General features: G+C 58.8%; 22 protein-coding genes. 8 read left to right on the forward strand and 14 right to left on the reverse strand.

Annotated elements, in window-relative coordinates:
- Nucleotides 1-10 precede the first annotated feature (10 nt).
- Nucleotides 11-901 carry an OST-HTH/LOTUS domain-containing protein gene (locus AC1MEA_RS10305; RefSeq protein WP_480917671.1) on the reverse strand — a complete coding sequence of 297 codons (891 nt, stop codon included), beginning with the start codon at nt 899-901 and terminating at the stop codon, nt 11-13.
- Between the two features lie 406 nt (nt 902-1,307).
- On the opposite strand from AC1MEA_RS10305, the gene AC1MEA_RS10310 reads away from it, so the two are divergent.
- Nucleotides 1,308-1,448: a CopG family ribbon-helix-helix protein gene (locus AC1MEA_RS10310; RefSeq protein ID WP_480917672.1), complete on the forward strand. Its 141-nt coding sequence runs from the start codon at nt 1,308-1,310 to the stop codon at nt 1,446-1,448.
- Nucleotides 1,449-1,467: 19 nt separating this feature from the next.
- Here the strand turns inward: AC1MEA_RS10310 and fic are convergent, their stop codons facing one another.
- The 10 genes from fic to exaC form a co-directional block, all read right to left on the reverse strand.
- Nucleotides 1,468-2,589, reverse strand: coding sequence for a protein adenylyltransferase Fic (fic, locus tag AC1MEA_RS10315; RefSeq protein ID WP_480917674.1), 1,122 nt, complete (start codon nt 2,587-2,589; stop codon nt 1,468-1,470).
- 608 nt (nt 2,590-3,197) lie between these two features.
- The gene (locus AC1MEA_RS10320; RefSeq protein ID WP_219062706.1) at nt 3,198-3,932 is read right to left on the reverse strand and encodes a LexA family transcriptional regulator; all 735 of its coding nucleotides are present in this window, start codon (nt 3,930-3,932) and stop codon (nt 3,198-3,200) included.
- A gap of 238 nt (nt 3,933-4,170) precedes the next feature.
- A complete protein-coding gene (gene ppa / locus AC1MEA_RS10325) occupies nt 4,171-4,698 on the reverse strand; it encodes an inorganic diphosphatase (RefSeq protein ID WP_219062705.1) in 528 nt (175 codons plus the stop codon).
- Between the two features lie 115 nt (nt 4,699-4,813).
- Entirely contained in the window at nt 4,814-5,626 is an 813-nt protein-coding gene (locus tag AC1MEA_RS10330; protein WP_480917677.1) for a M90 family metallopeptidase, read from the reverse strand.
- A 6-nt stretch (nt 5,627-5,632) separates the two neighbouring features.
- Nucleotides 5,633-6,280, reverse strand: a complete 648-nt coding sequence (locus AC1MEA_RS10335; protein ID WP_480917679.1) for a DedA family protein — start codon at nt 6,278-6,280, stop codon at nt 5,633-5,635.
- Between the two features lie 246 nt (nt 6,281-6,526).
- Nucleotides 6,527-6,985, reverse strand: coding sequence for a GNAT family N-acetyltransferase (locus AC1MEA_RS10340; protein WP_219062702.1), 459 nt, complete (start codon nt 6,983-6,985; stop codon nt 6,527-6,529).
- Between the two features lie 104 nt (nt 6,986-7,089).
- Nucleotides 7,090-7,923 (reverse strand): ethanolamine ammonia-lyase subunit EutC, encoded by an 834-nt coding sequence (gene eutC / locus AC1MEA_RS10345; protein ID WP_480917680.1) that lies wholly within the window; start codon nt 7,921-7,923, stop codon nt 7,090-7,092.
- A gap of 11 nt (nt 7,924-7,934) precedes the next feature.
- On the reverse strand, nt 7,935-9,329 hold the full coding sequence (locus AC1MEA_RS10350; protein ID WP_480917681.1) for an ethanolamine ammonia-lyase subunit EutB: 1,395 nt from the start codon (nt 9,327-9,329) through the stop codon (nt 7,935-7,937).
- Nucleotides 9,330-9,428: 99 nt separating this feature from the next.
- Entirely contained in the window at nt 9,429-10,799 is a 1,371-nt protein-coding gene (eat, locus tag AC1MEA_RS10355; RefSeq protein WP_480917683.1) for an ethanolamine permease, read from the reverse strand.
- 133 nt (nt 10,800-10,932) lie between these two features.
- Nucleotides 10,933-12,453, reverse strand: a complete 1,521-nt coding sequence (gene exaC / locus AC1MEA_RS10360; protein ID WP_480917685.1) for an acetaldehyde dehydrogenase ExaC — start codon at nt 12,451-12,453, stop codon at nt 10,933-10,935.
- Nucleotides 12,454-12,751: 298 nt separating this feature from the next.
- Between exaC and AC1MEA_RS10365 the strand changes: the two genes are divergently transcribed.
- The 4 genes from AC1MEA_RS10365 to AC1MEA_RS10380 all read left to right on the forward strand — a co-directional run bounded on the left by AC1MEA_RS10365 (nt 12,752) and on the right by AC1MEA_RS10380 (nt 17,016).
- Nucleotides 12,752-14,668 (forward strand): sigma-54-dependent Fis family transcriptional regulator, encoded by a 1,917-nt coding sequence (locus AC1MEA_RS10365; RefSeq protein ID WP_480917687.1) that lies wholly within the window; start codon nt 12,752-12,754, stop codon nt 14,666-14,668.
- Between the two features lie 92 nt (nt 14,669-14,760).
- Nucleotides 14,761-16,110: a UDP-N-acetylmuramate:L-alanyl-gamma-D-glutamyl-meso-diaminopimelate ligase gene (mpl, locus tag AC1MEA_RS10370; protein WP_480917688.1), complete on the forward strand. Its 1,350-nt coding sequence runs from the start codon at nt 14,761-14,763 to the stop codon at nt 16,108-16,110.
- Entirely contained in the window at nt 16,107-16,736 is a 630-nt protein-coding gene (gene ubiX, locus AC1MEA_RS10375; protein ID WP_219062696.1) for a flavin prenyltransferase UbiX, read from the forward strand. Before mpl ends, ubiX begins: the two co-directional genes overlap by 4 nt.
- Complete coding sequence (locus AC1MEA_RS10380) at nt 16,729-17,016, forward strand: YceK/YidQ family lipoprotein (RefSeq protein ID WP_219062695.1); 288 nt, start codon at nt 16,729-16,731, stop codon at nt 17,014-17,016. Before ubiX ends, AC1MEA_RS10380 begins: the two co-directional genes overlap by 8 nt.
- 27 nt (nt 17,017-17,043) lie before the next feature.
- On the opposite strand, the gene AC1MEA_RS10385 is transcribed toward AC1MEA_RS10380, so the two are convergent.
- From AC1MEA_RS10385 to AC1MEA_RS10395, 3 genes are all read right to left on the reverse strand, one after another.
- Nucleotides 17,044-17,685: an oxidoreductase gene (locus AC1MEA_RS10385; protein WP_449635130.1), complete on the reverse strand. Its 642-nt coding sequence runs from the start codon at nt 17,683-17,685 to the stop codon at nt 17,044-17,046.
- Nucleotides 17,686-17,716: 31 nt separating this feature from the next.
- A complete protein-coding gene (locus tag AC1MEA_RS10390) occupies nt 17,717-19,450 on the reverse strand; it encodes a C13 family peptidase (protein ID WP_480917690.1) in 1,734 nt (577 codons plus the stop codon).
- A 149-nt stretch (nt 19,451-19,599) separates the two neighbouring features.
- Nucleotides 19,600-20,055 carry a MaoC family dehydratase gene (locus AC1MEA_RS10395; protein ID WP_480917692.1) on the reverse strand — a complete coding sequence of 152 codons (456 nt, stop codon included), beginning with the start codon at nt 20,053-20,055 and terminating at the stop codon, nt 19,600-19,602.
- A gap of 206 nt (nt 20,056-20,261) precedes the next feature.
- Between AC1MEA_RS10395 and AC1MEA_RS10400 the strand changes: the two genes are divergently transcribed.
- Genes AC1MEA_RS10400 through AC1MEA_RS10410 form a run of 3 tightly spaced genes read left to right on the forward strand, consistent with a single transcriptional unit; the run spans nt 20,262 to nt 21,938 of the window.
- Nucleotides 20,262-20,624 (forward strand): CidA/LrgA family protein, encoded by a 363-nt coding sequence (locus AC1MEA_RS10400; RefSeq protein WP_480917694.1) that lies wholly within the window; start codon nt 20,262-20,264, stop codon nt 20,622-20,624.
- Nucleotides 20,621-21,337: an LrgB family protein gene (locus AC1MEA_RS10405; protein ID WP_449635131.1), complete on the forward strand. Its 717-nt coding sequence runs from the start codon at nt 20,621-20,623 to the stop codon at nt 21,335-21,337. The genes AC1MEA_RS10400 and AC1MEA_RS10405 overlap by 4 nt, the downstream gene beginning before the upstream one ends.
- Before the next feature lie 10 nt (nt 21,338-21,347).
- Nucleotides 21,348-21,938, forward strand: a complete 591-nt coding sequence (locus tag AC1MEA_RS10410; RefSeq protein WP_480917695.1) for an LON peptidase substrate-binding domain-containing protein — start codon at nt 21,348-21,350, stop codon at nt 21,936-21,938.
- Nucleotides 21,939-21,942: the final 4 nt, after the last annotated feature.

Consider the following 21,942-nt stretch of genomic DNA (forward strand, 5'->3'; position numbering starts at 1 on the left):
GGCTCATTGCTTATTCCTGATCCTTGGAGGTTTCCCTTGGGTGACTTCGATACCACACGACCGAACGGCCATCATCTGCATGGGTTTGCTTACGCATCTCAAACTGCTGTGACTCGTGCATCACATGCCGCCAGCTACCGCAGCCATAGCGCTTGGGTGTTTGCTCGGGATATGTCTTGGTAATCCAGCGAATGGCCTCGAAAAGATGCGTCCAACCTGCCTGAGCCAGCTCGGTTTCCGCTTCGCGCAAACAAGCGGTTATTCCGCTGATGGGCCAGTGTACGGAACCATCCGGCCAGATACCGTTTTCAACGGCATCAATAACCTCAGGCGATTGCATATACGCAGCCATCAAGGCACGAGCCTCATCCATGGATTTGGCCCAGTCACGCAGTGTCAGGTAGTGGCTGGCGATGGTTTCGTGGCTTTCATCGAGAAACGCATCAGCCGCTTTGCAGCCTGACGCATCCCAAAGGTCGAAACGCTGGAGAAAGTGGTGTACCAACTCATTGCGCAGGTCTACCAGCTCCTTGAGCGCAGCCTTGGTCTCGGTATATAGCTCCTCCGGTAACTCCTTCTGAAACCGTAACCTGAACCACGACTGATCGCCTGTGTCAGCGTCCGTATGCGACGACTCGTCGGATGAATTTGGCCGTGTCAGGTAGCTTTCAGTCAGCATCCCCACCAAGGTGCCCATGGTTTTTTTATAGGCACAAGCAACCTTCTCACTCTGGATGGCTTGGAGTCGTTCAGGCGAGCCGCTCAGCGCATTATGGGCAACTATGTCCTTGAGCAGCCGTTCGTACTGCTGCACCTGCAACATACAACGCCCAAGCTTGCGCTGTACGGTGCTCTGAAGGTCAGGCACATCATCCGAGGGCTGGGTGGGTATTTCGTCCATGAATAGAAAACTCTGGTTGTACCGATGCTAATGAGCTTGCCCCGGCATTTGCCAGTTAGCAACTTTTGCATTGGCTTCGGGGGCTGTGAAGTCACAGGACAACATAGTCTGAACCCCCCTGTTCTAGTAGGGCGCCAGCGATTTGCAGTAGATGAGGATGGATTTCAAAAAGACATTCCGCCGAACACCATCTGATTCAGTTGTCTTGATAACCTTTTCCCGTCAGATCCTCTGAGAGCGCCTGTTTGAGTAACCCGCTGATGCATGATGCTCAAGCTTTTGGGGTGGCACCGTCGTACGAAAATCAATGGCTGACCGGACCTGCGGCGAGACTCATAAATGGAGTCCTGCGAACCAACTGATACCTTATCGAAAGGCAATACCTTGGGCTAATGAGGATTCTGAGATGGCGACTTCTATTAAAATCGACGACGAGCTGAAAAGCCGAATTCAGCATTTGGCCGGTTTACGGCAGCGCTCTGCTCACTGGATCATGCGTGAAGCCATAGCACAGTACATCGAGCGGGAGGATGCTCGCTATCAATGAAGGCTTTGATCTGAGTGCTTCAGGCGTAGGGCTTGAATTCGTTGCTGTCGCGGGTGAGTAGTTGCATCAGTTTGGGGTGGATAAAGAGTTTTTCCTTGCCGACTTGAGCCTCTTGCAGGACCCCGATGGCTACCAACTCTTTGAGATAGCGCGATGCCGCCTGGCGCTGGGCAATTTGCTTTTCGACGAGGTCGCTGATGCGGCAGTAAGGTTGCTCAAAGATGACGTCCACCAACTCGTGCGAATAGGTTTTCGGTAATTGATCGCGAACAAATTGAGTGGTGTGCTCGGACAGTGTGCGGATTGCAGCAATTTTGGCGGTGGTCCATCGAGCGGTTTCTTCGACTGCGTTGAGCATGTAGAGCAGCCACGGTTCCCAGGCCTGCTCGCGGGTTACGTCGAGTAGCAGGCGATAATAGTCGGCGCGGTGAGCGATGATGTAGCGACTGAGGTACAGGATGGGCAAGCCCAATAAGCCTTCCTGGATCAGAAATAAGGTGTTTATGACGCGTCCGGTGCGGCCGTTACCGTCGGTAAACGGGTGGATGGCTTCAAATTGGTAGTGCCCTATCGCCATTCGAACGAGTGGATCGAGGTCGGTCTCGTTATGCAGGAAGCGCTCCCAATTGGCCAGCAGATCGCGCAGGTGCTCCTCTCCTTCCGGCGGGGTGTAGATGATTTCACCGGTGCGCTCGTTGGCGAGCTGTGTTCCTGGCGTGCGACGGATGTCCATATTCACGCCTTTTAGCGTGCGACAGATGTCCACTGCCGTACCGGTGGACAGCGGGCGCTGCGCGAGAGACTGGAAACCAAGATGCAACGCCGTGCGGTAGCGCAGAGCTTCCTTGGTTGCCGGGTCTGCATTGTTTTCACCGTGCTGGGCATGCTGGAAAAGCAAATCCGTCGTTGTGACGATGCTCTCGATCTCCGAGCTGTCTTTAGCTTCCAGCAGCGGGATAGTGTTGATCAGCACTGTCTGATTAGGGATAAGTTCTGCCGCCTGTTTCAACTCGGCCAAGGCAACGCGTGCCTCGATGCAGCGTTTGAGGACGGCGCGTGTTTCCAGTTCTACTGCAGGCGGTAACGATGGGAGCTGGTTATAGGGTTTGTCAGCCTGCCACGGGGGAGGAGTTTCAGTCATTAATGGGACTCTGATCTTTGCGGTATCCATTTGAAGCGGTAGGGCGCTCCAACGCGTGGCATCAGTGTAGACATACGAGGTTTACGTGTCGCTGTTTTTTAGTTTTTGCGACACGTACAGGTGGTGTGTCGCCGACGGCGACACGTCAGCGCTACATGTTCCTGAAACTCTATTTTCGCGACATGACAGGTCGCATTCCAACCATCAGCGTTTGCATGCGACGAGCTTGATGAAGAGGTTTTTCCAGGACTTTGTTGGGATTATTTCGGACATTAAAAAGCCGGCTTGTGGCCGGCTTCTCGGGGACGGTTTTGGTTTATTTTTGGTAAACCGCAACCGCCTTCAAAATGTGCGACCCGCAACGGGGGCGACTGAATGTGGGGGCGACGCGAACGTAGCGTTCGGGGCGTCTAAAACGAGGCGCGTAGCATACTTGGGTTAGTGCCTGATGCCCAGCGTTTGGGCCGATCATTCTCGTTCTGCGTCTGGAGGGGCGATTAAAGGTGGTGTTTTTCCATATCCACCGAGTTGCGGCCTTCGCAGACAAGTCAGCTCCTACAGAGGTTGTTAGAGTTTGCGCTCAACCTTGAATGCGGTGTTTAGCACGATTACCGAAACGATGCCGTTTGTCGGCGGGTGTTTAATGTTGACCACCAAAATACCCAGCCCATGACCCGAATATTTTGTTTCTTGATTTGTTCGGCGCTAAAAAACTCGTCCGGGTATTCGGCGCTGTTGTGGCTGCGCAGGCGCATGGCGCCGCAGGGCAGGCGATAGAGGTATTTCACGCGGAGCATGCCGTCGTGTTCGAGGGCGTACATTTCGCCGTCGATGACCTGTGTCGTTCCGCGGTCTATGCCGATGATCGAGCCGTCCTGGATCGTCTCGGCCATGCTGTTGCCGATGATCGCAGCACACACGGCGTTGCTGGGGTCGATGTTCATGGCTTGCAGGGTGTGCAGTGACAGGCGGACTTTACGGCCGGGGGCTTCGGCGACGACGGTTCGGCCAGGGCCGTGGGTGGATGCGATTTCCTTGAGCAATGGCACGCGCACGTCTTCGGAGGACAGCGGGGCGTCTGCCCGGATGGCGACTGAAGTGCTGCTGTTGTTGTAGGTGTTCTCGATGCGTTCTTTCGGGTGTTTGGGCCCATCACCCGAGCGCAGCCACTGTGGGTTGACGGTCAATAATTCAGCCACTTCCACCAGGCGGGCCATAGGGATGCCGCGCTTGAACCAGTTGTTCACGTGCTGCGGCGTCACTTGGCGATTGGCGGCAAAGTCCGTGGCTGAGAGATGGCACTCCCGAAGGAGGGCGCGTAAGCGATCACCTGATGTCTTCATAAGCACCGAGTTTACGGAGGTCGTGAGCTTGTTTAAATAAACGAGGTGTTCAAATGAGCGGTGCGTCAAATCGCGAAATGAGCGCGCGTACTACAGGCGTGACGCTGCTTTGTAGGGGGTTTCCATCAGTGTTTCGTGACCGGTAAACAACAGAAGTTCGAGGCGAAAAAAAGCCCTGGCTTCTCATCAAGAAACCAAGGCTCTTTCACGGTGCTACTGACGCAGCAACCGTCGTCGATCAGCCCTTGAAGGCAGCAACCGACTTCATGATTTCAGTGCGAGCGGCTTCTGCATCGCCCCAACCTTCGATTTTCACCCATTTGCCTTTTTCGAGATCTTTGTAGTTCTCGAAGAAGTGCTTGATTTGCTCAAGCAGCAGGGGCGGCAGGTCGGTGTATTCTTTAACGTCGACGTACAGCTGGGACAGCTTGTCGTGCGGGACTGCGATGACTTTGGCATCGCCGCCGCCGTCGTCTGTCATGTGCAGGATGCCGACCGGACGGGCGCGGATAACCGAGCCTGGCGTAACCGGGTAAGGGGTTACGACCAGCACGTCGAGGGGGTCGCCGTCGTCAGCCAGGGTGTTCGGGATGAAACCGTAGTTGGCCGGGTAGAACATGGGGGTGGCCATGAAACGGTCAACGAACAGGCAATCGGTTTCTTTGTCGATTTCGTATTTGATCGGCGCATGGTTGGCCGGAATTTCGATCGCGACGTAGATGTCGTTCGGCAGGTCTTTACCAGCCGGAATCTTGCTATAGCTCATTGGGCGTTGCCCCCGTAGTTGACCAGTCAGGCTTTGGTCGAATCGACCAAAAAGTGGTGGCGATTATAGGCATACTCAGAGCCGGTTGCCACGCGTGGCGATTGGCCCATAGACCTTAGTAGTGGGTCTTGTAGGCGGGATGGTCATGGCGAAGTTGCCGCAGGCGTGCCAGGGGGTCTTGTCGGTAGAAGGCTTTCAGCTGTTCGTAGACGGCTGGATAGGCCGCGATCAACAGGTTCGGCGCGCTGAAGAAGTACTCGCTGGTGACGGCGAAGAATTCTGCGGGGTTTTCTGCGGCGTACGGATCGATGGCCGGTTGGGCGTGCGGGTGGTGATCCAGTTGTCGGTTGAGGTCGTCGTAAGCCGTTTGCATGACGCTGGCCCAGTCGCTGCTGCGCATGTCGCTGTGCAGCGGCGGCACCCCATTGGCGGCGCCATCGAGCATGTCGAGCTTATGCGCCAGTTCATGGATGACCAGGTTATAGGCGTGCCAGCCACCGCTGGACAACACCCCCGGCCACGCCAGGATCACAGGCCCCTGGGACCAGGCTTCGCCGCTGTGTTTGCCGTTCCATTCATGCTCGACGCCGTTGCTGTCGCGATGACGTTGCGGGCTGATGAAGTCGTCCGGGTACAGCACCAGTTCATGGAAGCCCTGGTACCAGTTCAACTCATCAAGGTTGAGCAGCGGCAATTGCGCCTGGGCGGCGAGAAACAGACGTTGCTCGTCGTCCAGTTCGACGCCGGGCAGGGCGGTCAAGTGCTTGTCCTGAAGGAACAGCACGCTGCGTTCGCGCAGGCGCTGATCCTCCTCCGCATTTAACCCGTCGAGAATCGCCAGCCGTTGCCGGACGCGATCCCAGACCTGTTGATCGACCGGATGCTGGTCGAGAATCCGGTTTCTGTGCCAAGCGCCAAGCGACCACATCAAGTGTCAGCGCGCAGCAGCTGAGCGGGCCAGACGCCCACGCACCAAGCCGATGATCATCGGCATCAGTGACAGCAGAATGATCGCGACCACGAGCAACGACAGGTTTTTCTTGATGAACGGTACGTTGCCGAAGAAGTAACCCAGGGTGACCAGGCCACCGACCCAGGCGACAGTGCCCAGTACGCTAAACCCGAAAAAGCGCGGGTAGGGCATCTTGGCCACGCCCGCGACAAAGGGGGCGAAGGTGCGGATGATGGGCAGGAAGCGCGCCAGCGTTACGGTTTTACCGCCATGGTGATCATAGAAGTCATGGGTTTGTTGCAGGTAGTCGCGCCGGAAAATTTTCGAGTTCGGGTTGCTGAACAGTTTTTCGCCTGCTGTTCGGCCGATCAAGTAGTTAGTGCTGTCACCAAGAATCGCCGCCAGCATCAGCAGGCCAGCGAGCAGGACCGGGTCCATGCCACCGCCGGCTGCAACCGCGCCAGCGATGAACAGCAATGAGTCACCGGGCAGGAATGGCATGACCACCAACCCTGTCTCGCAGAAGATGACGAGAAACAGGATCGCGTAGATCCAGACGCCGTAGTTGGTTACGAGCATGTCGAGGTACACGTCGAGATGCAAAATAATGTCGATCGGGTTGAAGTCCATGTACGGCACCTGTGTAGATGACCTGATTCTGGGTCGTGTGCTAAGGGGAATGCTGGGGCGATATGGGCTGCATTATAGGGGGGCAACCCTCTAATGCCCCGTCAGTTTGTCGCGAAGTATGTCAATAGAATGTTTATTGATGCGCGGAGGGGGAGCGGGTGCAGGCCGATCAGACCGTATCAGTTTGTTCGTAGGCAATCGCCCGCAGAATCTGTGGGCGAATGCCTGTCGGTGAGTGGGCTTGAATCAATCCTCGTTGATCGGCAACACGTAGTTCTTGAACTGCGTGTCTTCTTTAAAGCCGATGGACTCGTAGACTTTCTGCGCCACGTCATTGTTGCTGCTGGTAGAAACGCGCATGCGCACCGCGTGGGTTTCCTTGGCCATTTTTTTTGCTTTCTGGATCAGATGGTCGGCGACCAGTTGGCGGCGGGCGTCTTCGGCGACGTAGATGTCGTTGAGAATCCACACGCGCTTGAGCGACAGCGACGAAAAACTGGGGTAAAGCTGGCAGAAGCCAAGCAGCTTGCTGTCGTCGTCATCGTGCAGTGCCAGGTAAATCACCGACTCTTTGCGACGCAGACGTTTTTCCAGAAAGGCGCGGGATGAATCGGGGAAAGGCAGCTCGCCGTAAAACTCGCGGTATTTGACGAACAGCGGGCTCAGCAGGTCCAGGTGCTCCAGGGTGGCTTGAATGATCCGCATACGTTGGGCCTCAACTTCACAATGGGGGATGACAGCGAACGGGTCGCTCAGCCGGTCGTTTTCGATGCTGCCTAAAGCATTTAGAAAGCGCAATCCAATGACCTTCAGTCTTTGGGCTTCGCCAGCAGGAAATTGCTGCTCATAGGGCGTGGTGCATCCGATTCCAGGGTATGAAGTTGGGCTTCATCCTTTAGATTGACCCCCGAAAGCTGCCGTCGACAGGCTTCACGCATCAAGTAAAGCAGGCGGTGAGCGGCCATGCCGTAGCTCAAACCCTCCACGCGAACATTGGAAATGCAGTTGCGATAAGCATCGGTCAGGCCGACTTTCGGGCCGTAGGTGAAATACAGGCCCAGGCTGTCCGGCGAGCTGAGACCGGGGCGTTCGCCGATCAGGATTACCACCATCTTTGCCCCGAGCAGCTCGCCGATTTCGTCGGCCACCGCCACTCGGCCTTGCTCCACCAACATCACCGGCGACAGTGACCAGCCTTCGGCCAGGGCCTGTTCTTCCATTCGCGCCAGAAATGGCAGGGCATGCCGATGGACCGCCAGCGACGACAGGCCGTCGGCGATCACCACCGCCAGATCGACGCCGCCGGGGTGGGCCAGGGCATAGTCGCGCAGTTGCTGAGCGGAGGCTTCGTTTAAACGTCGGCCCAGGTCAGGGCGTTGTAGATAGCTGTTACGGTCAAGCGCTGCGCTGTGCAGCAGCAGGGTGTCGCGCCCGCGTTCGGCCATTTGGGTGCTGAGCCCGGCATGGTCGAAGGGCAGGTGCACGGCATCGCGTGCTTGAGCATGTGCGTACTGAAAGTCCAGCTGCGCGCTTGTCGGCAGGCTGGTGCCGGTGCGTCCGAGGGCGATTCGTGCTGGTGTGAGACGGCGCAGCTCCAGCCACGGGTTCTGGCTGTCGCTAGGCAAAACGGGCTTCTTGGCCATGGGCAGCTCACTCATCCTAAATGTGCGAGGGCGTGGCGGAAGGCCGGCGGCAGGTTGTCGCCGAAGCGCACGCGACCATCGGTCTGGGTAAAAATCCCCATTTTTGCCAGCCATGCCTCGAATTCCGGGGCGGGCCTCAGGCCCAGGGTCTGCCGCGCATACAGGGCATCGTGAAACGAGGTGGTCTGGTAATTGAGCATGATGTCGTCCGAGCCCGGGATGCCCATGATGAAGTTGATCCCGGCCACCCCCAGCAACGTCAGCAGGGTGTCCATGTCGTCCTGATCGGCTTCGGCATGGTTGGTGTAGCAGATGTCACAGCCCATCGGCACGCCGAGCAGCTTGCCGCAGAAGTGATCTTCAAGACCTGCACGGATGATCTGCTTGCCGTTGTACAGGTATTCGGGGCCGATAAAACCGACCACGGTGTTCACCAGAAACGGCTTGAAATGTCGGGCCACGGCGTAGGCGCGGGTTTCGCAGGTCTGCTGATCGATACCGTGGTGAGCGTTGGCCGAGAGGGCGCTGCCTTGGCCGGTTTCGAAATACATCAGGTTGTGCCCGAGGGTCCCGCGTTTGAGGCTCAGGCCTGCGTCATAACCTTCCTGCAGCACGTTCAAATTGATGCCGAAACTGGCGTTGGCTGCTTCGGTGCCGGCGATGGACTGGAACACCAGGTCCACGGGCACGCCGCGATTGATCACCTCGATTGAGGTGGTGACATGGGTCAGCACGCAGGCTTGAGTCGGGATCTCATAACGCTGGATGATCGCGTCGAGCATTTCCAGAAGTGTGCAGATGGATGACGTGCTGTCGGTGGCCGGGTTGATGCCGATCATGGCGTCGCCATTACCGTACAGCAGCCCGTCGAGGATGCTCGCGGCGATCCCGGCCGGTTCGTCGGTGGGGTGATTGGGTTGCAGTCGGGTCGAGAGGCGTCCACGCAAGCCCATCGTCCCTCGAAAACGGGTGACGACACGAATTTTCTGCGCCACCAGCACCAGATCCTGCACGCGCATGATCTTCGACACGGCTGCCGCCATTTCCGGGGTCAGGCCGGGGGCGAGGGCGCGCAGGCTGTCTTCATTGGCGTGATCGCTGAGCAGCCAGTCGCGCAGACCGCCGACTGTAAGGTGGCTGACGATGGCAAACGCCTGTTTATCGTGGGTGTCGATGATCAGTCGGGTGACTTCATCGTCTTCGTAGGGGATCAGGGCTTCTTCAAGAAAATGCTTGAGCGGAATATCGGCCAGCGCCATCTGAGCGGCCACGCGCTCGCCGTCATTGAGCGCCGCAATGCCCGCGAGGAAATCGCCGGAGCGTGCGGGGCTGGCCTTGGCCATGACGTCCTTGAGGCTGTCGAAGCGGTGGGTCTGGGCGCCGACGGTATGGGCAAAAGCAGCCATGGACGGAGTCCTCCTGTGGTTCTAACCAGATCACTCTAAAGCGCCTGGCCTGCACCTGAATAGGGCCTGTGCCGGACGCGAGCCCGGCGCAGGTGCAACTTATAGACCCGTGAGCATCGCGTCAGCCGGCGCGTCGGAACGCTGCTTGGCGGTCAGCTGGAAGTAGATGAAGCCTACAACCATGAAGCCAAGGAAGATCAAGCCGATCAGCGCGTTGAACCAGGCCATTGCCACCAGGCACACCAGCGCCAGCAGCAGGGCGATGCCGGGCACGATCGGGTAACCGGGCGCACGGAAGGTGCGTTCCAGTAGTGGTTCGGTTTTGCGCAGTTTGAACAGGCTGAGCATGCTGATGATGTACATCACGATGGCGCCGAACACCGACATGGTGATCATGGCGGCGGTCAGGGTCATGCCTTGCAGGTTGACCAGACCGTCGCTGTAGATCGCCGCGATGCCGACCACGCCGCCCGCCAGAATGGCGCGGTGCGGGGTCTGGAAGCGCGAGAGCTTGGCCAGGCCTTTAGGCAAATAACCGGCGCGGGCCAGGGCGAAGAACTGCCGCGAATAGCCAAGAATGATCCCGTGAAAGCTCGCGACCAGGCCGAACAGGCCAATCCACACCAGCATGTGCATCCAGCTGGAGTTAGTGCCGACCACGGCTTTCATCGCCTGCGGCAGCGGATCGTTGATGTTCGACAGTTGCCGCCAGTCGCCGACGCCGCCTGCCATCACCATCACGCCGATGGCCAGGAATACCAGGGTCAGAATGCCGCTGACATAGGCCTTGGGGATTGTACGTTTCGGGTCTTTGGCTTCTTCAGCGGCCATGGCCGCGCCTTCGATGGCGAGGAAAAACCAGATGGCAAAGGGAATCGCGGCGAAAATGCCGGGTACAGACGCAATGGTGAACGTGTCGGAGCCGGACCAGCCGTTGAGCGCGAAGTTACTGAAACTGAAGCCCGGCGCAACCACGCCCATGAACACCAACAGCTCGGCAACCGCCAGAACAGTCACCACCAATTCAAAGGTGGCCGCGATGCTGACGCCGAGGATATTCAGGGTCATGAACACGAAATAGGCGCCAACCGCCGCGTGTTTCGGGTCCAGTTCCGGGAACTGCACGTTCAGGTAAGCGCCGATCGCCATGGCAATGGCAGGTGGGGCGAAGACGAACTCGATCAGCGTGGCGATCCCGGCAATCAGCCCGGCTTTTTCACCGAAAGCCCGCCGACTGTAGGCAAAGGGGCCGCCAGCGTGAGGAATAGCGGTGGTCAATTCGGTGAAGCTGAAGATAAAACAGGTGTACATCGTTGCCACGATCAACGTGGTGATCAGGAAGCCCAGCGTGCCCGCCGCGCCCCAGCCGTAACTCCAGCCAAAGTATTCGCCGGAGATCACCAGGCCAACAGCGATGCCCCATAAATGCAGGGTCCCGAGTGTCGGTTTGAGCTGTGTTGTAGAAGTCATAAGTCCTCGCGTGTGTTTTTATTGTTCGATTGATGGACTTTCAGTAATGGGTACTGCACGCATGCAACCCCCGCGCCAGTTGCGGATCACGCCGCAACTGACTGGGGAGAAGGTGTGACGAGAGGCTAAGGGTTTAGAAGAAACCCAGCGGATGGGTGTCGTAGCTCACCAACAGGTTTTTCGTCTGTTGATAGTGCTCAAGCGCCACTTTGTGGGTTTCGCGGCCGACGCCGGATTTTTTGTAGCCGCCGAACGCCGCGTGCGCCGGATACAGGTGGTAGCAGTTGGTCCACACGCGGCCAGCCTTGAGGGCGCGGCCGACACGGTAGGCGCGGTTGATGTCGCGGGTCCATACACCGGCGCCCAGGCCGAACTGGGTGTCGTTGGCGATGGCCACGGCTTCGGCTTCGTCCTTGAAGGTGGTGATGCTGACCACCGGACCGAAGATTTCTTCCTGGAACACCCGCATCTGGTTATTACCTTTGAGCAGGGTCGGCTGAATGTAGTAACCGGTGGACAGGTCGCCACTGAGTTTTTCCACCTTGCCGCCGGTCAGCAACTCGGCACCTTCGCCCTTGGCAATTTCGAGGTACGAGAGAATCTTGTCGAATTGTTGCTCCGACGCCTGAGCACCGACCATGCAGTCGGTGTCCAGCGGGTCGCCGCGTTTGATCTGCGCGACCTTTTTCATCACTGCTTTGATGAATTCCGGGTAAATCGACTCTTGCACCAGTGCCCGCGACGGGCAGGTGCAGACTTCGCCCTGATTGAAGAACGCCAGCACCAGGCCTTCCGCAGCTTTGTCGATGAACTCGGGCTCGGCTTGCATGATGTCTTCGAAGAAGATGTTCGGCGACTTGCCGCCCAGTTCCACGGTGGACGGAATGATGTTTTCCGCCGCCAGTTTCATGATGTGCGAGCCCACGGGCGTCGAGCCGGTAAAGGCAATCTTGGCGATACGTTTGCTGCTGGCCAATGCTTCGCCGGCCTCGCGGCCATAACCCTGCACCACGTTCAATACGCCGGGTGGCAGCAGATCGCCGATCAGCTCCATCAGCACGCTGATACCCAGTGGGGTTTGTTCGGCAGGTTTGAGCACCACGCAGTTACCGGCAGCCAGGGCCGGCGCGAGTTTCCAGGCCGCCATTAGCAGTGGGAAGTTCCATGGGATGATTTGCCCGACCACGCCCAGCGGCTCATGGATGTGATAAGCCACGGTGTTGCCGTCGATTTCGGCAGCGCTGCCTTCCTGAGCACGCAAGCAGCCCGCGAAGTAGCGGAAGTGATCGGCGGCCAGCGGGATATCGGCATTCAGGGTTTCACGAACGGCTTTGCCGTTGTCCCAGGTTTCAGTGACGGCCAACAGTTCCAGGTTTGCTTCGATGCGGTCGGCGATCTTCAGCAGCACCAGCGAACGCGCCTGCACCGAGGTTGCGCCCCATGCATCGGCAGCGGCATGGGCGGCATCCAGCGCTTTTTCAATGTCTTCGGCACTGGAGCGCGGAAATTCAGCGATCAGCTTGCCGGTGATCGGCGACGTGTTTTCGAAATATTGGCCTTTGACCGGCGGCACAAACTCGCCACCGATGTAGTTACCGTAACGGTTTTTGAAGGTGACGATAGAGCCTTCAGTACCGGGATGGGCGTAACGCATGGTGAGTGTCTCCTGACTTTTGTGGTTATAGGGGAAGACGCGCTGTAGCGCTTACCTTAAGCGTAGAGCAAAGGTCGGGCCAGCGCCCTGTACGGCACGGTTTATAAGGCTTTTGGCGGTTTTCGTGAGGGCGAAACGCCAGCGTTGTCACGTATCCGATACGGTGGATGTGACACTTTGTACCGCTATCGGTACAGCGCGTGATTCATCGGTTTGGACGACATTGCAATGCCGTGTCGCGAGGAGGATGCTGGGCTGCACCTCCGCAAAAGCGTCGCAAAAAGGAGAATAATAAAAAGTGCACAGCAATCACCTGACACGGCACGCTCGACAAGTGCTGACGGTTACCCAGGGCAAAGCGCAGTTGCGCGGGCCGGGCAGCGATCCTTCCATTGCGCGGTCCTGGTTGCGTTGTCTTGAGGACTATCATCTCGACCCCGCACTGGCCATCGCGCCGACTGTCCTCGAACACGACCGCTTGCTGGAAAGCCGTGAGCGCATGCAGCAAGTGCTGAGCATTGCCGGTGGCGAAATGACCAGCCTGCATCAGCAGTTGTCGGGTGCCGGGCATGCCGTCTTATTGACCGATGCGCGCGGGGTGATCCTCAACTGCGTGACCGCCCCCACTGAACGCAAGATTTTCGAACGCGCCGGGCTCTGGTTGGGTGCCGACTGGAGCGAAGCCTGTGAAGGCACTAACGGCATCGGCACCTGCCTGGTCGAGCGCCAGTCCCTGACCATTCATCAGGAGGAGCATTTTCGCGGACGCCACACCGGGCTGACCTGCTCGGCCAGTCCGGTTTTCGACCCTCATGGCGACTTGCTGGCAGTGCTGGATGTCTCGTCGGCACGCCATGATGTGTCCCGGCAAAGCCAGTTCCACACCATGGCGCTGGTCAATCTGTCGGCGAAGATGATCGAGAGCTGCTATTTCCTGCGCCACTTCGACAATCAGTGGCTGTTGCGTTTTCACGTGCAGGTCGAGTCCGCCGGTTTGTTCAGCGAGGGTTTGCTGGCGTTCGATGATGAGGGGCGGGTCAGTGCGGTCAATCAGAGTGCCTTGAACCTGCTGGGCCTCGGGCGCGGCGGTTTGCTCGGGCAATCAGTCGAGACCTTGTTCGATTGCTCGCTGGATGAGCTGCTTGGCCGTGCCAGCGTTGAGGCCAGCGCCAGTTGGCCGTTGCGTACCCGCGAAGGCCGACGTTTGTTCGCACGGCTGCGCGGTCGACCGCATAGCGTGCCGACAGCGTTGCCGGTCGGCCTGGCGGGTGCGGTGCCGCGCTTGAGTGGGATCTGCCTGGGCGATGCCACGCTGCAGAATGATTTCCGTCGCGCCCTGCGGGTTTTCGAGCGCGACGTGCCTTTGCTGATCAACGGTGAAACAGGTTCCGGCAAAGAAGCGTTCGCCAAGGCGGTGCATCAAGCCAGCGTGCGCTGCGACAAACCGTTCATCGCGCTCAATTGTGCGGCGATTCCTGAAAGCTTGATCGAAAGTGAACTGTTCGGCTATCGCGGTGGCAGCTTTACCGGTGCGAGCAAGGAAGGCATGCGCGGCAAGCTGCAACAGGCCGATGGCGGCACGTTGTTTCTCGATGAAATCGGCGACATGCCGCTGGCGCTGCAAACCCGGTTGTTGCGGGTGCTGGAAGACCGTTTGGTGGTGCCCTTGGGGGGTGAGCCGCAAGCGGTGAATGTGCGGATCATCAGCGCGACTCACCGCCACTTGCTGGAACGCGTGGCTGATGGCAGCTTCCGCGAAGATCTTTATTACCGCTTGAACGGCCTGGAGATCGGGTTGCCGCCGTTGCGCGAGCGCAGCGACAAATCGCAGTTGCTGGATTTTCTCCTGGAAGAAGAGGCGGGCGGCCAGCCCGTGATCCTCGACGCGGACGCCCGCCAGGCGCTGCTGGACTTCGCGTGGCCGGGCAACCTGCGGCAATTGCGCAACGTCCTGCGCACCTTGGCGGCGTTGTGCGATGACCAGCACATTTGCTTCGATGAATTGCCGCACGCCATTCGACAAAGCGCATCCGCGCCGGCCCTTGCACTGATGGGCGAACACCCGCTGGACGACGCCGAGCGTATCGCCCTGCTGTCAGCCCTGGACGCCCAGCGCTGGCACATGACCCACACTGCCGAACAACTGGGGGTCAGCCGAAATACGCTGTACCGGAAATTGCGCAAGCACGGGATCGCGCGTTCGCGAATGGCTTAACGCTATCTTTCTGAATCGACTTCGCATTTAAACTCGAGGTGTGATTTGTCGCCCTCTACGCTAACCTGCGCCCATAGTTTACGAGGTCGATCATGCATATTCATATTCTCGGTATTTGCGGTACTTTCATGGGTTCGCTGGCGGTACTCGCCAAAGAACTGGGCCATCGGGTTACCGGTTCGGACGCCAATGTCTACCCGCCGATGAGCACGCAGTTGCAGGCGCAGGGCATTGAGCTGACCCAAGGCTACGACGCCGCACAGCTTGATCCGGCACCGGATCTGGTGGTCATTGGCAACGCGCTGTCGCGAGGCAACCCGGCGGTAGAGTATGTATTGAACAAAGGCCTGCCTTATGTTTCCGGCCCGCAATGGCTGGCCGATCACGTGCTGCAAGGGCGTTGGGTGTTGGCCGTCGCGGGTACGCACGGCAAGACCACGACCAGCAGCATGCTCGCCTGGGTGCTGGAACATGCTGGCATGAGCCCCGGTTTCTTGATCGGCGGCGTGCCACAGAATTTTGCCGTGTCGGCGCGTGTGGGCGAGACCCCGTTCTTTGTCGTCGAGGCTGATGAGTACGACAGCGCCTTCTTCGACAAACGCTCAAAATTCGTCCACTACCGTCCGCGTACGGCGATTCTGAACAACCTGGAGTTCGATCACGCCGACATCTTCCCCGATCTGCCAGCCATCGAGCGGCAGTTCCACCACTTGGTGCGGACTATCCCAAGCGAAGGTCTGGTGATCCATCCGACCACTGAGCCGGCGTTGCAGCGAGTGATTCAAATGGGCTGCTGGACGCCGGTGCAAACCACTGGCGAAGGCGGTCAATGGCAGGCGCGCCTGCTCAGCGACGACGGCTCGCGTTTCGAAGTGATCTTTAAAGGCGCAGTCCAGGGCGTGGTCGAGTGGGACATGACCGGTCAGCACAACGTGGCCAATGCCTTGGCCACTCTGGCGGCCGCGCGGCATGTCGGCGTGGTGCCGAAGCAGGGTATCGAAGCGCTGGGCGTGTTCAAAAGCGTCAAGCGCCGCATGGAAAAGGTCGCCGAGGTCAACGGCATCACTATTTATGATGACTTTGCTCATCATCCGACGGCTATTGCCACCACCCTCGACGGGTTGCGCAAACACGTTGGCGACGCTCCGGTGATTGCGATCATCGAACCGCGTTCCAATTCCATGAAGCTCGGCGCGCACCGCGACGGCTTGCCGGAAAGTGTGCGTCAGGCCGATCAGGCGATCTGGTACGCGCCGGCCAATCTGGGCTGGGACCTGGCCGCCACTACAGCGTTGTGCACGGTGCCGTCGGTGGTCTGCGACTCCCTTGAGGCGATCATCGCCCAAGTGAAAAGCCTGGCTAAACCGGGTACGCAGGTTGTCATCATGAGTAACGGCGGCTTCGGCGGCCTGCACGGCAAGTTGGCTGAGGCGCTGAAATGAGTGGTCCGGAACGCGTCACCCTGGCGATGACTGGCGCGTCTGGCGCGCAGTACGGGTTGCGCTTGCTCGACTGTCTGGTGCGTGAGGACCGGGAAGTGCACTTCCTGATTTCCAAGGCGGCCCAGTTAGTGTTGGCCACCGAGACCGATGTCTCGCTGCCGCCGAAAACCCTGATGATGCAAGCGTTCCTGACTGAATACACCGGCGCAGCGGCGGGGCAAATTCGGGTGTATGGCAAGGAAGACTGGATGTCGCCCGTGGCCTCCGGCTCGGGTTCGCCCAGCGCGATGGTGGTGGTGCCCTGTTCCACGGGCACCTTGTCGGCGATTGCGACCGGGGCATGCAACAACCTGATCGAGCGTGCGGCAGACGTGACGTTGAAGGAGCGCCGCCAATTGATTCTGGTGCCGCGCGAGGCACCGTTTTCCAGTATCCATCTGGAGAACATGCTCAAACTGTCGAACATGGGCGTGGTGATTCTGCCGGCGTCACCGGGCTTCTATCATCAGCCGCAAACCATTGATGACCTGATCGACTTTGTGGTCGCACGGATTCTCAATGTGCTGAATATCCCTCAAGACATGTTGCCGCGCTGGGGCGAGCACCACCTGAGTGCAGATGAATAAGCGCCTGCTGTTGACCCTGTTGGTGCTACAGCTGACGGGGTGTGCCACGGCCAGAACGCTGGATGCCGCCAAACCTGGGGCCCCCGTTGTGTATTCGGGTACGCGTCTGGATTGGTATGCGATGCAGGGTGGTTGCTGCGAGATGGATCGTTTCGGTGCCGAGGCGCCGAGCTATCCAGGCGTGGACCTGCCCGCCAGCGCGTTGCTCGACACCCTGCTTTTACCGTTGTCGCTGCTGACCGTGTTGGGTGTGGGGTTTCAGGCGACGGGCGGCTTGTAGACGGCTGAATCTGGCGTGCTGTCGGGCTCACTTGCCCAGCTTGTTCAACTCTTCGGCTTCGACGATCCGCACCCCGTCCTGTTCTTCCAGCGCGAGGCGCCACAGGGCCCTGGCGAGGCAGCAGGCTTCGATACCGCGATATTTGCCGGGAATCAATTTCGCCAAGGGACCTGCTATTTGTTCGGCCAGGCGCTGCTCGTTACGGCTGCCGATCAATAACGAGGGACGGACGATGGTCAGTTGCGGCCAGTCCTGGGCTTTGAGCGCTTGCTCCATTTCGCCCTTGACCCGGCTGTAGAAGATGCTCGATTTTGGGTCGGCTGTGACCGCGCTGATGACCACCAGATGCCGTGCCCCGAGTTCGCGAGCGCGCTTGCCGAAGGCCGCCACCAGATCCAGATCGACCGCGCGAAACGCTTCCTGCGAGCCAGCCTGCTTGATCGTGGTGCCCAGGCAGCAATAGGCGATGTCGACCCGCCCGCTCAACGTTGGCAGCAGTGCATTGAGTTCACCCACCGGATTTTCCAGGCGAGGGTGCTTGCTCAGGGGTTTACGGGTCGGTGCCAGCACGCGGCTGACGGTGGGTTCGTTGAGTAAACGATCGAGTAAATGTTCGCCGGTCAGACCGGTGGCTCCAGCAAGCAAGATGTGTTGGGGCGTCAAATACATGCTGTTTCTCCCTTTTATTCTACAAGGCAGTCTAGCGGTTGCCCGTGGTCTTCGCTTCCTTGCTGCTCAAAGATGTAGTGAGGGCCCTCTGCGCCTGGTTCTTGCGCAACTGCTGCCAGTGCGCGATGACGCCCTTGGGCGCCCAGATCTGCGGCTCGGATGCCTCGAAGCTTTCGGTTATTTCGCGGGCGGCGACGTACGATTTGGCATCGTTGAACGCTTGTTGCAGGTTGTCTGTTTCAACCAGCGCTTTGGCGAACATGGCTTCACCAAAGTAAGTGAAGTCGACCTCTTCCGAGCAGCCGAAAGACACTCGGTCCGCACGCGAGGCGGTGATCACCACGGTTTTTTCGTCTTTGAGTGCCGGAATGAAACCACCGGAATAGCAGGCGGAAATCACGATGATTTTGTCGCGGCCTTTTAACGGGGCGAGGACGACGGCCAGCTCATCGGCGGGCAGGTCGGCCAGTTCCATGCGTGGTTGATCAAGCACTAGCTCATGTTCTTGAGTGCCGTGGCTGGTCAGGTAGATGAACACCAGATCTTCCGGTCCGCTGCGTTGCGCCAAGGTCTGCACCGCACGGCTGATACTTTCGCGGGTCGCCAGCGCCCGGTCGTTCATGTGATCGCGATGATTGACCAAGCTGATCTGCCCGTAGGCGCCGAAGCGCGTGGCCAGCAGGTTGTTCACGTAATCCGCTTCGCGCATGAATACGCTCTGCTTGCCGTCGCCGCCCACGACCAGGCTGTACAGCTCGACCGCGGAAGTGGAGGCGGGCACTGCGGCCAGGGCTTTTTCCAGCAGCGGGCCTTGGGCGAGTAAGCCGACCTCAAGTGCATCGGGCAACAGGTTGCCTTGCGCGTCTCGCACACGCTGACCGTTGGCCCAGGTGCCGCTTTGAACGCTGCCGTCCGCCAGGGTCAAGGTGCCCTTGCCTTGATAGGTGTCGTCGGCGAGCTGACCTTGATAGGTGCTGCCATCGACCAGGTACAGAAAACCCTCGCCGTTGAAGCGCCAGTTGCTGAACTGACCCTGGTAATGGCTGCCATCGGCACCGATCAGTTCGCCCTTGCCGTTGAGCGCGCCGTCTTTGAACTGCCCGATCCAGACATCGCCGTCGCTGTTTTCGTAGCGGCCTTTGCCTTGCAGTTGGTTGTTGCTGAAGCCGCCGACGTATTGATCACCCTCGGCGCTGTTGAAGCTGCCGTTGCCTTCCAACTGACCGTTGACGAATTTGCCGCTGAATTGATTGCCACTGGCGTCGCTGCGCTGGCCTTCGCCATTGGGTTTGCCGTGGGCGAACAGGCCTTGATATTGGCTGCCGTCATCAAGCTCGAGGTGGCCGAGGCCGTCGTATTGGTCAGCCTTGAATTCGCCCCGATAGGCCATGCCTGGCTCTTTGAGCGTGCCTTCACCCTCGCGTCGGCCCAGCTTGAAGCCGCCGACATAACTGCCGGTGCTGGTGGTCAACGTGCCGAAGCCGTGAAACAGACCGTTCTGGAATTGGCCGCGATAGACGTCGCCGTTGCTGGCGTGCCATTCGCCGGCGCCATGCCACTGGCCATTCTGGAACTGACCGGCATACCAACTGCCGTTGGGGTAGTCGACCCGGCCCTGGCCTTGCAACAGGCCATTGACGACATCGCCGCGGTAACGACCGCCGTCGGGCAGACGTGCGTCTGGGGGCGACAGTGGTTCGCCCTCGCCGCAAGCCGCGAGTAAAAGAATGAGTGCCAGAGGGGCAAGAGGGGCGAACGCGCGCATGGTCGATCCTGAAGATAAAAATCCAAGCGTGTTGAAGACGTCCCTGAACAGTCGCTTTCACACAGCCGCGAGCAGTATGACGCAGCTATGTGGTTGCTTTATAGAGGCAACGAAACAGCCGGTAACAGCTGTTTCGCTTTTTAGTGGTCTTACACGAAGCACAACGACAGGGGTTCAGCGACGAAGGCTGGCTTGTCCTGGCCCTCTATTTCGAGGGTTGCCGTGGCTTTGAGCAGCCATTGGCCGGGTTTCTTTTCGGTGACTTGAGTCATGGTTACGTTGAGACGAACCCGTGAGTTCACTTTTACCGGCTGGATAAAACGCACGCTGTCCAGGCCATAGTTGACCACCATTTTCAGCCCTTCGGGCACTACGAGCAGGTCTTCCATCAACTTCGGGATCAGCGATAACGACAGGAAACCGTGGGCGATGGTACTGCCGAAGGGGGTTTTCGCCGCTTTTTCAGGATCAACGTGGATGAACTGGAAGTCGCCGGTGGCTTCGGCAAACACGTCGATGCGCTCTTGGTCGATGGTGAACCACTCGGAACATCCCAGTTCCTTGCCTTCATAGTTCTTCAGCTCTGCAACGGGTACAAAGGGCATAGATACTCTCCTTGTTGTCATCGGTTTTTTGTAGGCATGGCTGTCGTGTTCAGTGTTTTTGGGCGTCGGATTTTTCACCGTGCCAAGGCTTAAGATCAGCACGGGCTTTAGGGATGGTCAAGGATGTATGCCTTTGGCGAATGCTGATTTATCAGCCATCACGACAGCGTGCCTATAATGGCGGCGCGAATTTGCTGGAGTTTCTTATGTTGCTACGGGGTCTGACATGGCTGGTGTTGTTCCAATTGGTGGGCACAGCGCTCAATCACCTGTTTTTGCCGATACTGCCTGGGCCGATTATTGGCCTGGTGTTGTTACTGATTTTTCTGATGACGCGTGGCGAAGTCAGTGAGCCATTGAGTCTGGCCGCCAGCAGCTTATTGCGTTATCTGCCGCTGCTGTTGGTGCCGCCCGCCGTGGGGGTGATGGTCTACGCTGCCGAGATTGCCGCCGATTTCTGGGCCATTGTCGGATCGTTGATGCTGTCGTTGTTGCTGTCCCTGGCGTTCGTCGGCTGGCTGATGCAGAAGCTGGTTCTGCGCCAGTCGCGACGCGGGGAGTCCTCATGAGCATGGATTGGAGTGGCGCCTGGAACGCGGTGATCCATCATCCGCTGTTCGGCATTGCGATTACGCTGGGGGCGTACCAGTTGATGCTGGCCGCTTACGAAAAAACCCGCTGGATATTTTTGCAGCCGGTGCTTATCTCGATGTTGCTGGTGGTCGGCATTCTGGTCAGCTGCGGCCTGAACTATGCCGAGTACCGTAAAAGCACGGAAATCCTCAGTATTTTGTTGGGGCCCGCGACGGTTGCGCTGGCGGTGCCGCTCTATCTGAACCTGCGACGTATTCGCCAACTGTTCTGGCCGACCTTTACTACGCTCATCGTGGGCGGAGTGCTGGCGACATCCCTGGGTGTGACGCTGGGCTGGCTGTTCGGTGCCGATCACATGATCTTGATGACCATGGCGCCCAAGTCAGTAACGTCGCCGATTGCCATGTTGGTGGCCGAACAGATTGGTGGCGTCGCACCACTGGCGGCGGTGTTCGTGTTGATTACCGGGGTGATCGGTGCGATTTTTGGCCCCGGTCTGCTGTCTCTCATAGGGGTGGAAAATCAGGCTGCGCGCGGTATGGCCCTCGGTTTGGCCGCGCATGCCGTCGGCACCTCGGTGGCGTTGCAGGAAAGTGAGGAGTGCGGTGCGTTCGCCGCGCTGGCAATGAGTTTGATGGGCGTCGGCACGGCGGTATTCCTGCCATTGGCCGTTACGCTGGTCGTTTAAGGAGGCTTCCATGATGTTGCCATTATTTCCGCTCAACGCAGTACTGTTCCCGGGGTGCATGCTCGACTTGCAGCTGTTCGAGGCACGCTATCTGGACATGGTTAGCCGCGGGATGAAACAGGGCGAAGGCTTTGGCGTGGTGTGCATTCTTGACGGCGAAGAAGTCGGGCAGGCGCCAGAGGGCTATGCGCTGGTGGGTTGCGAAGCGTTGGTGCGGGACTTTCAGCAGCAGGACAACGGCTTGCTGGGGATTCGCGTGCAAGGTGGACGACGTTTCCGCGTGGTCAGTACCCAGGTGCAGCGCGACCAGCTGATTCTGGCTGACGTTGAGTGGCTGGATGAGCTGCCGGAGCGCCCGCTGCAGGAAGCAGACGCCGATCTGGTGGCCTTGCTTGCCGCCTTGGCCGAGCACCCGATGGTTGCCGCGCTGAATATGGGCGTAACGGCCAGCGGCCAGCAATCGCTGGCCAATCAGCTGGCCTATCTGCTGCCTTTCACCGAAGAAGACAAGGTCGAGTTGCTGGAACTCAGCGATGCTCAGGAGCGCCTGGACGCGATTCAGGACCTGCTCGATGAAATGCAGGGCGAGTTGCAGGCCTGACGGG

It is taken from the genome of Pseudomonas sp. ASL8 (assembly GCF_056680355.1).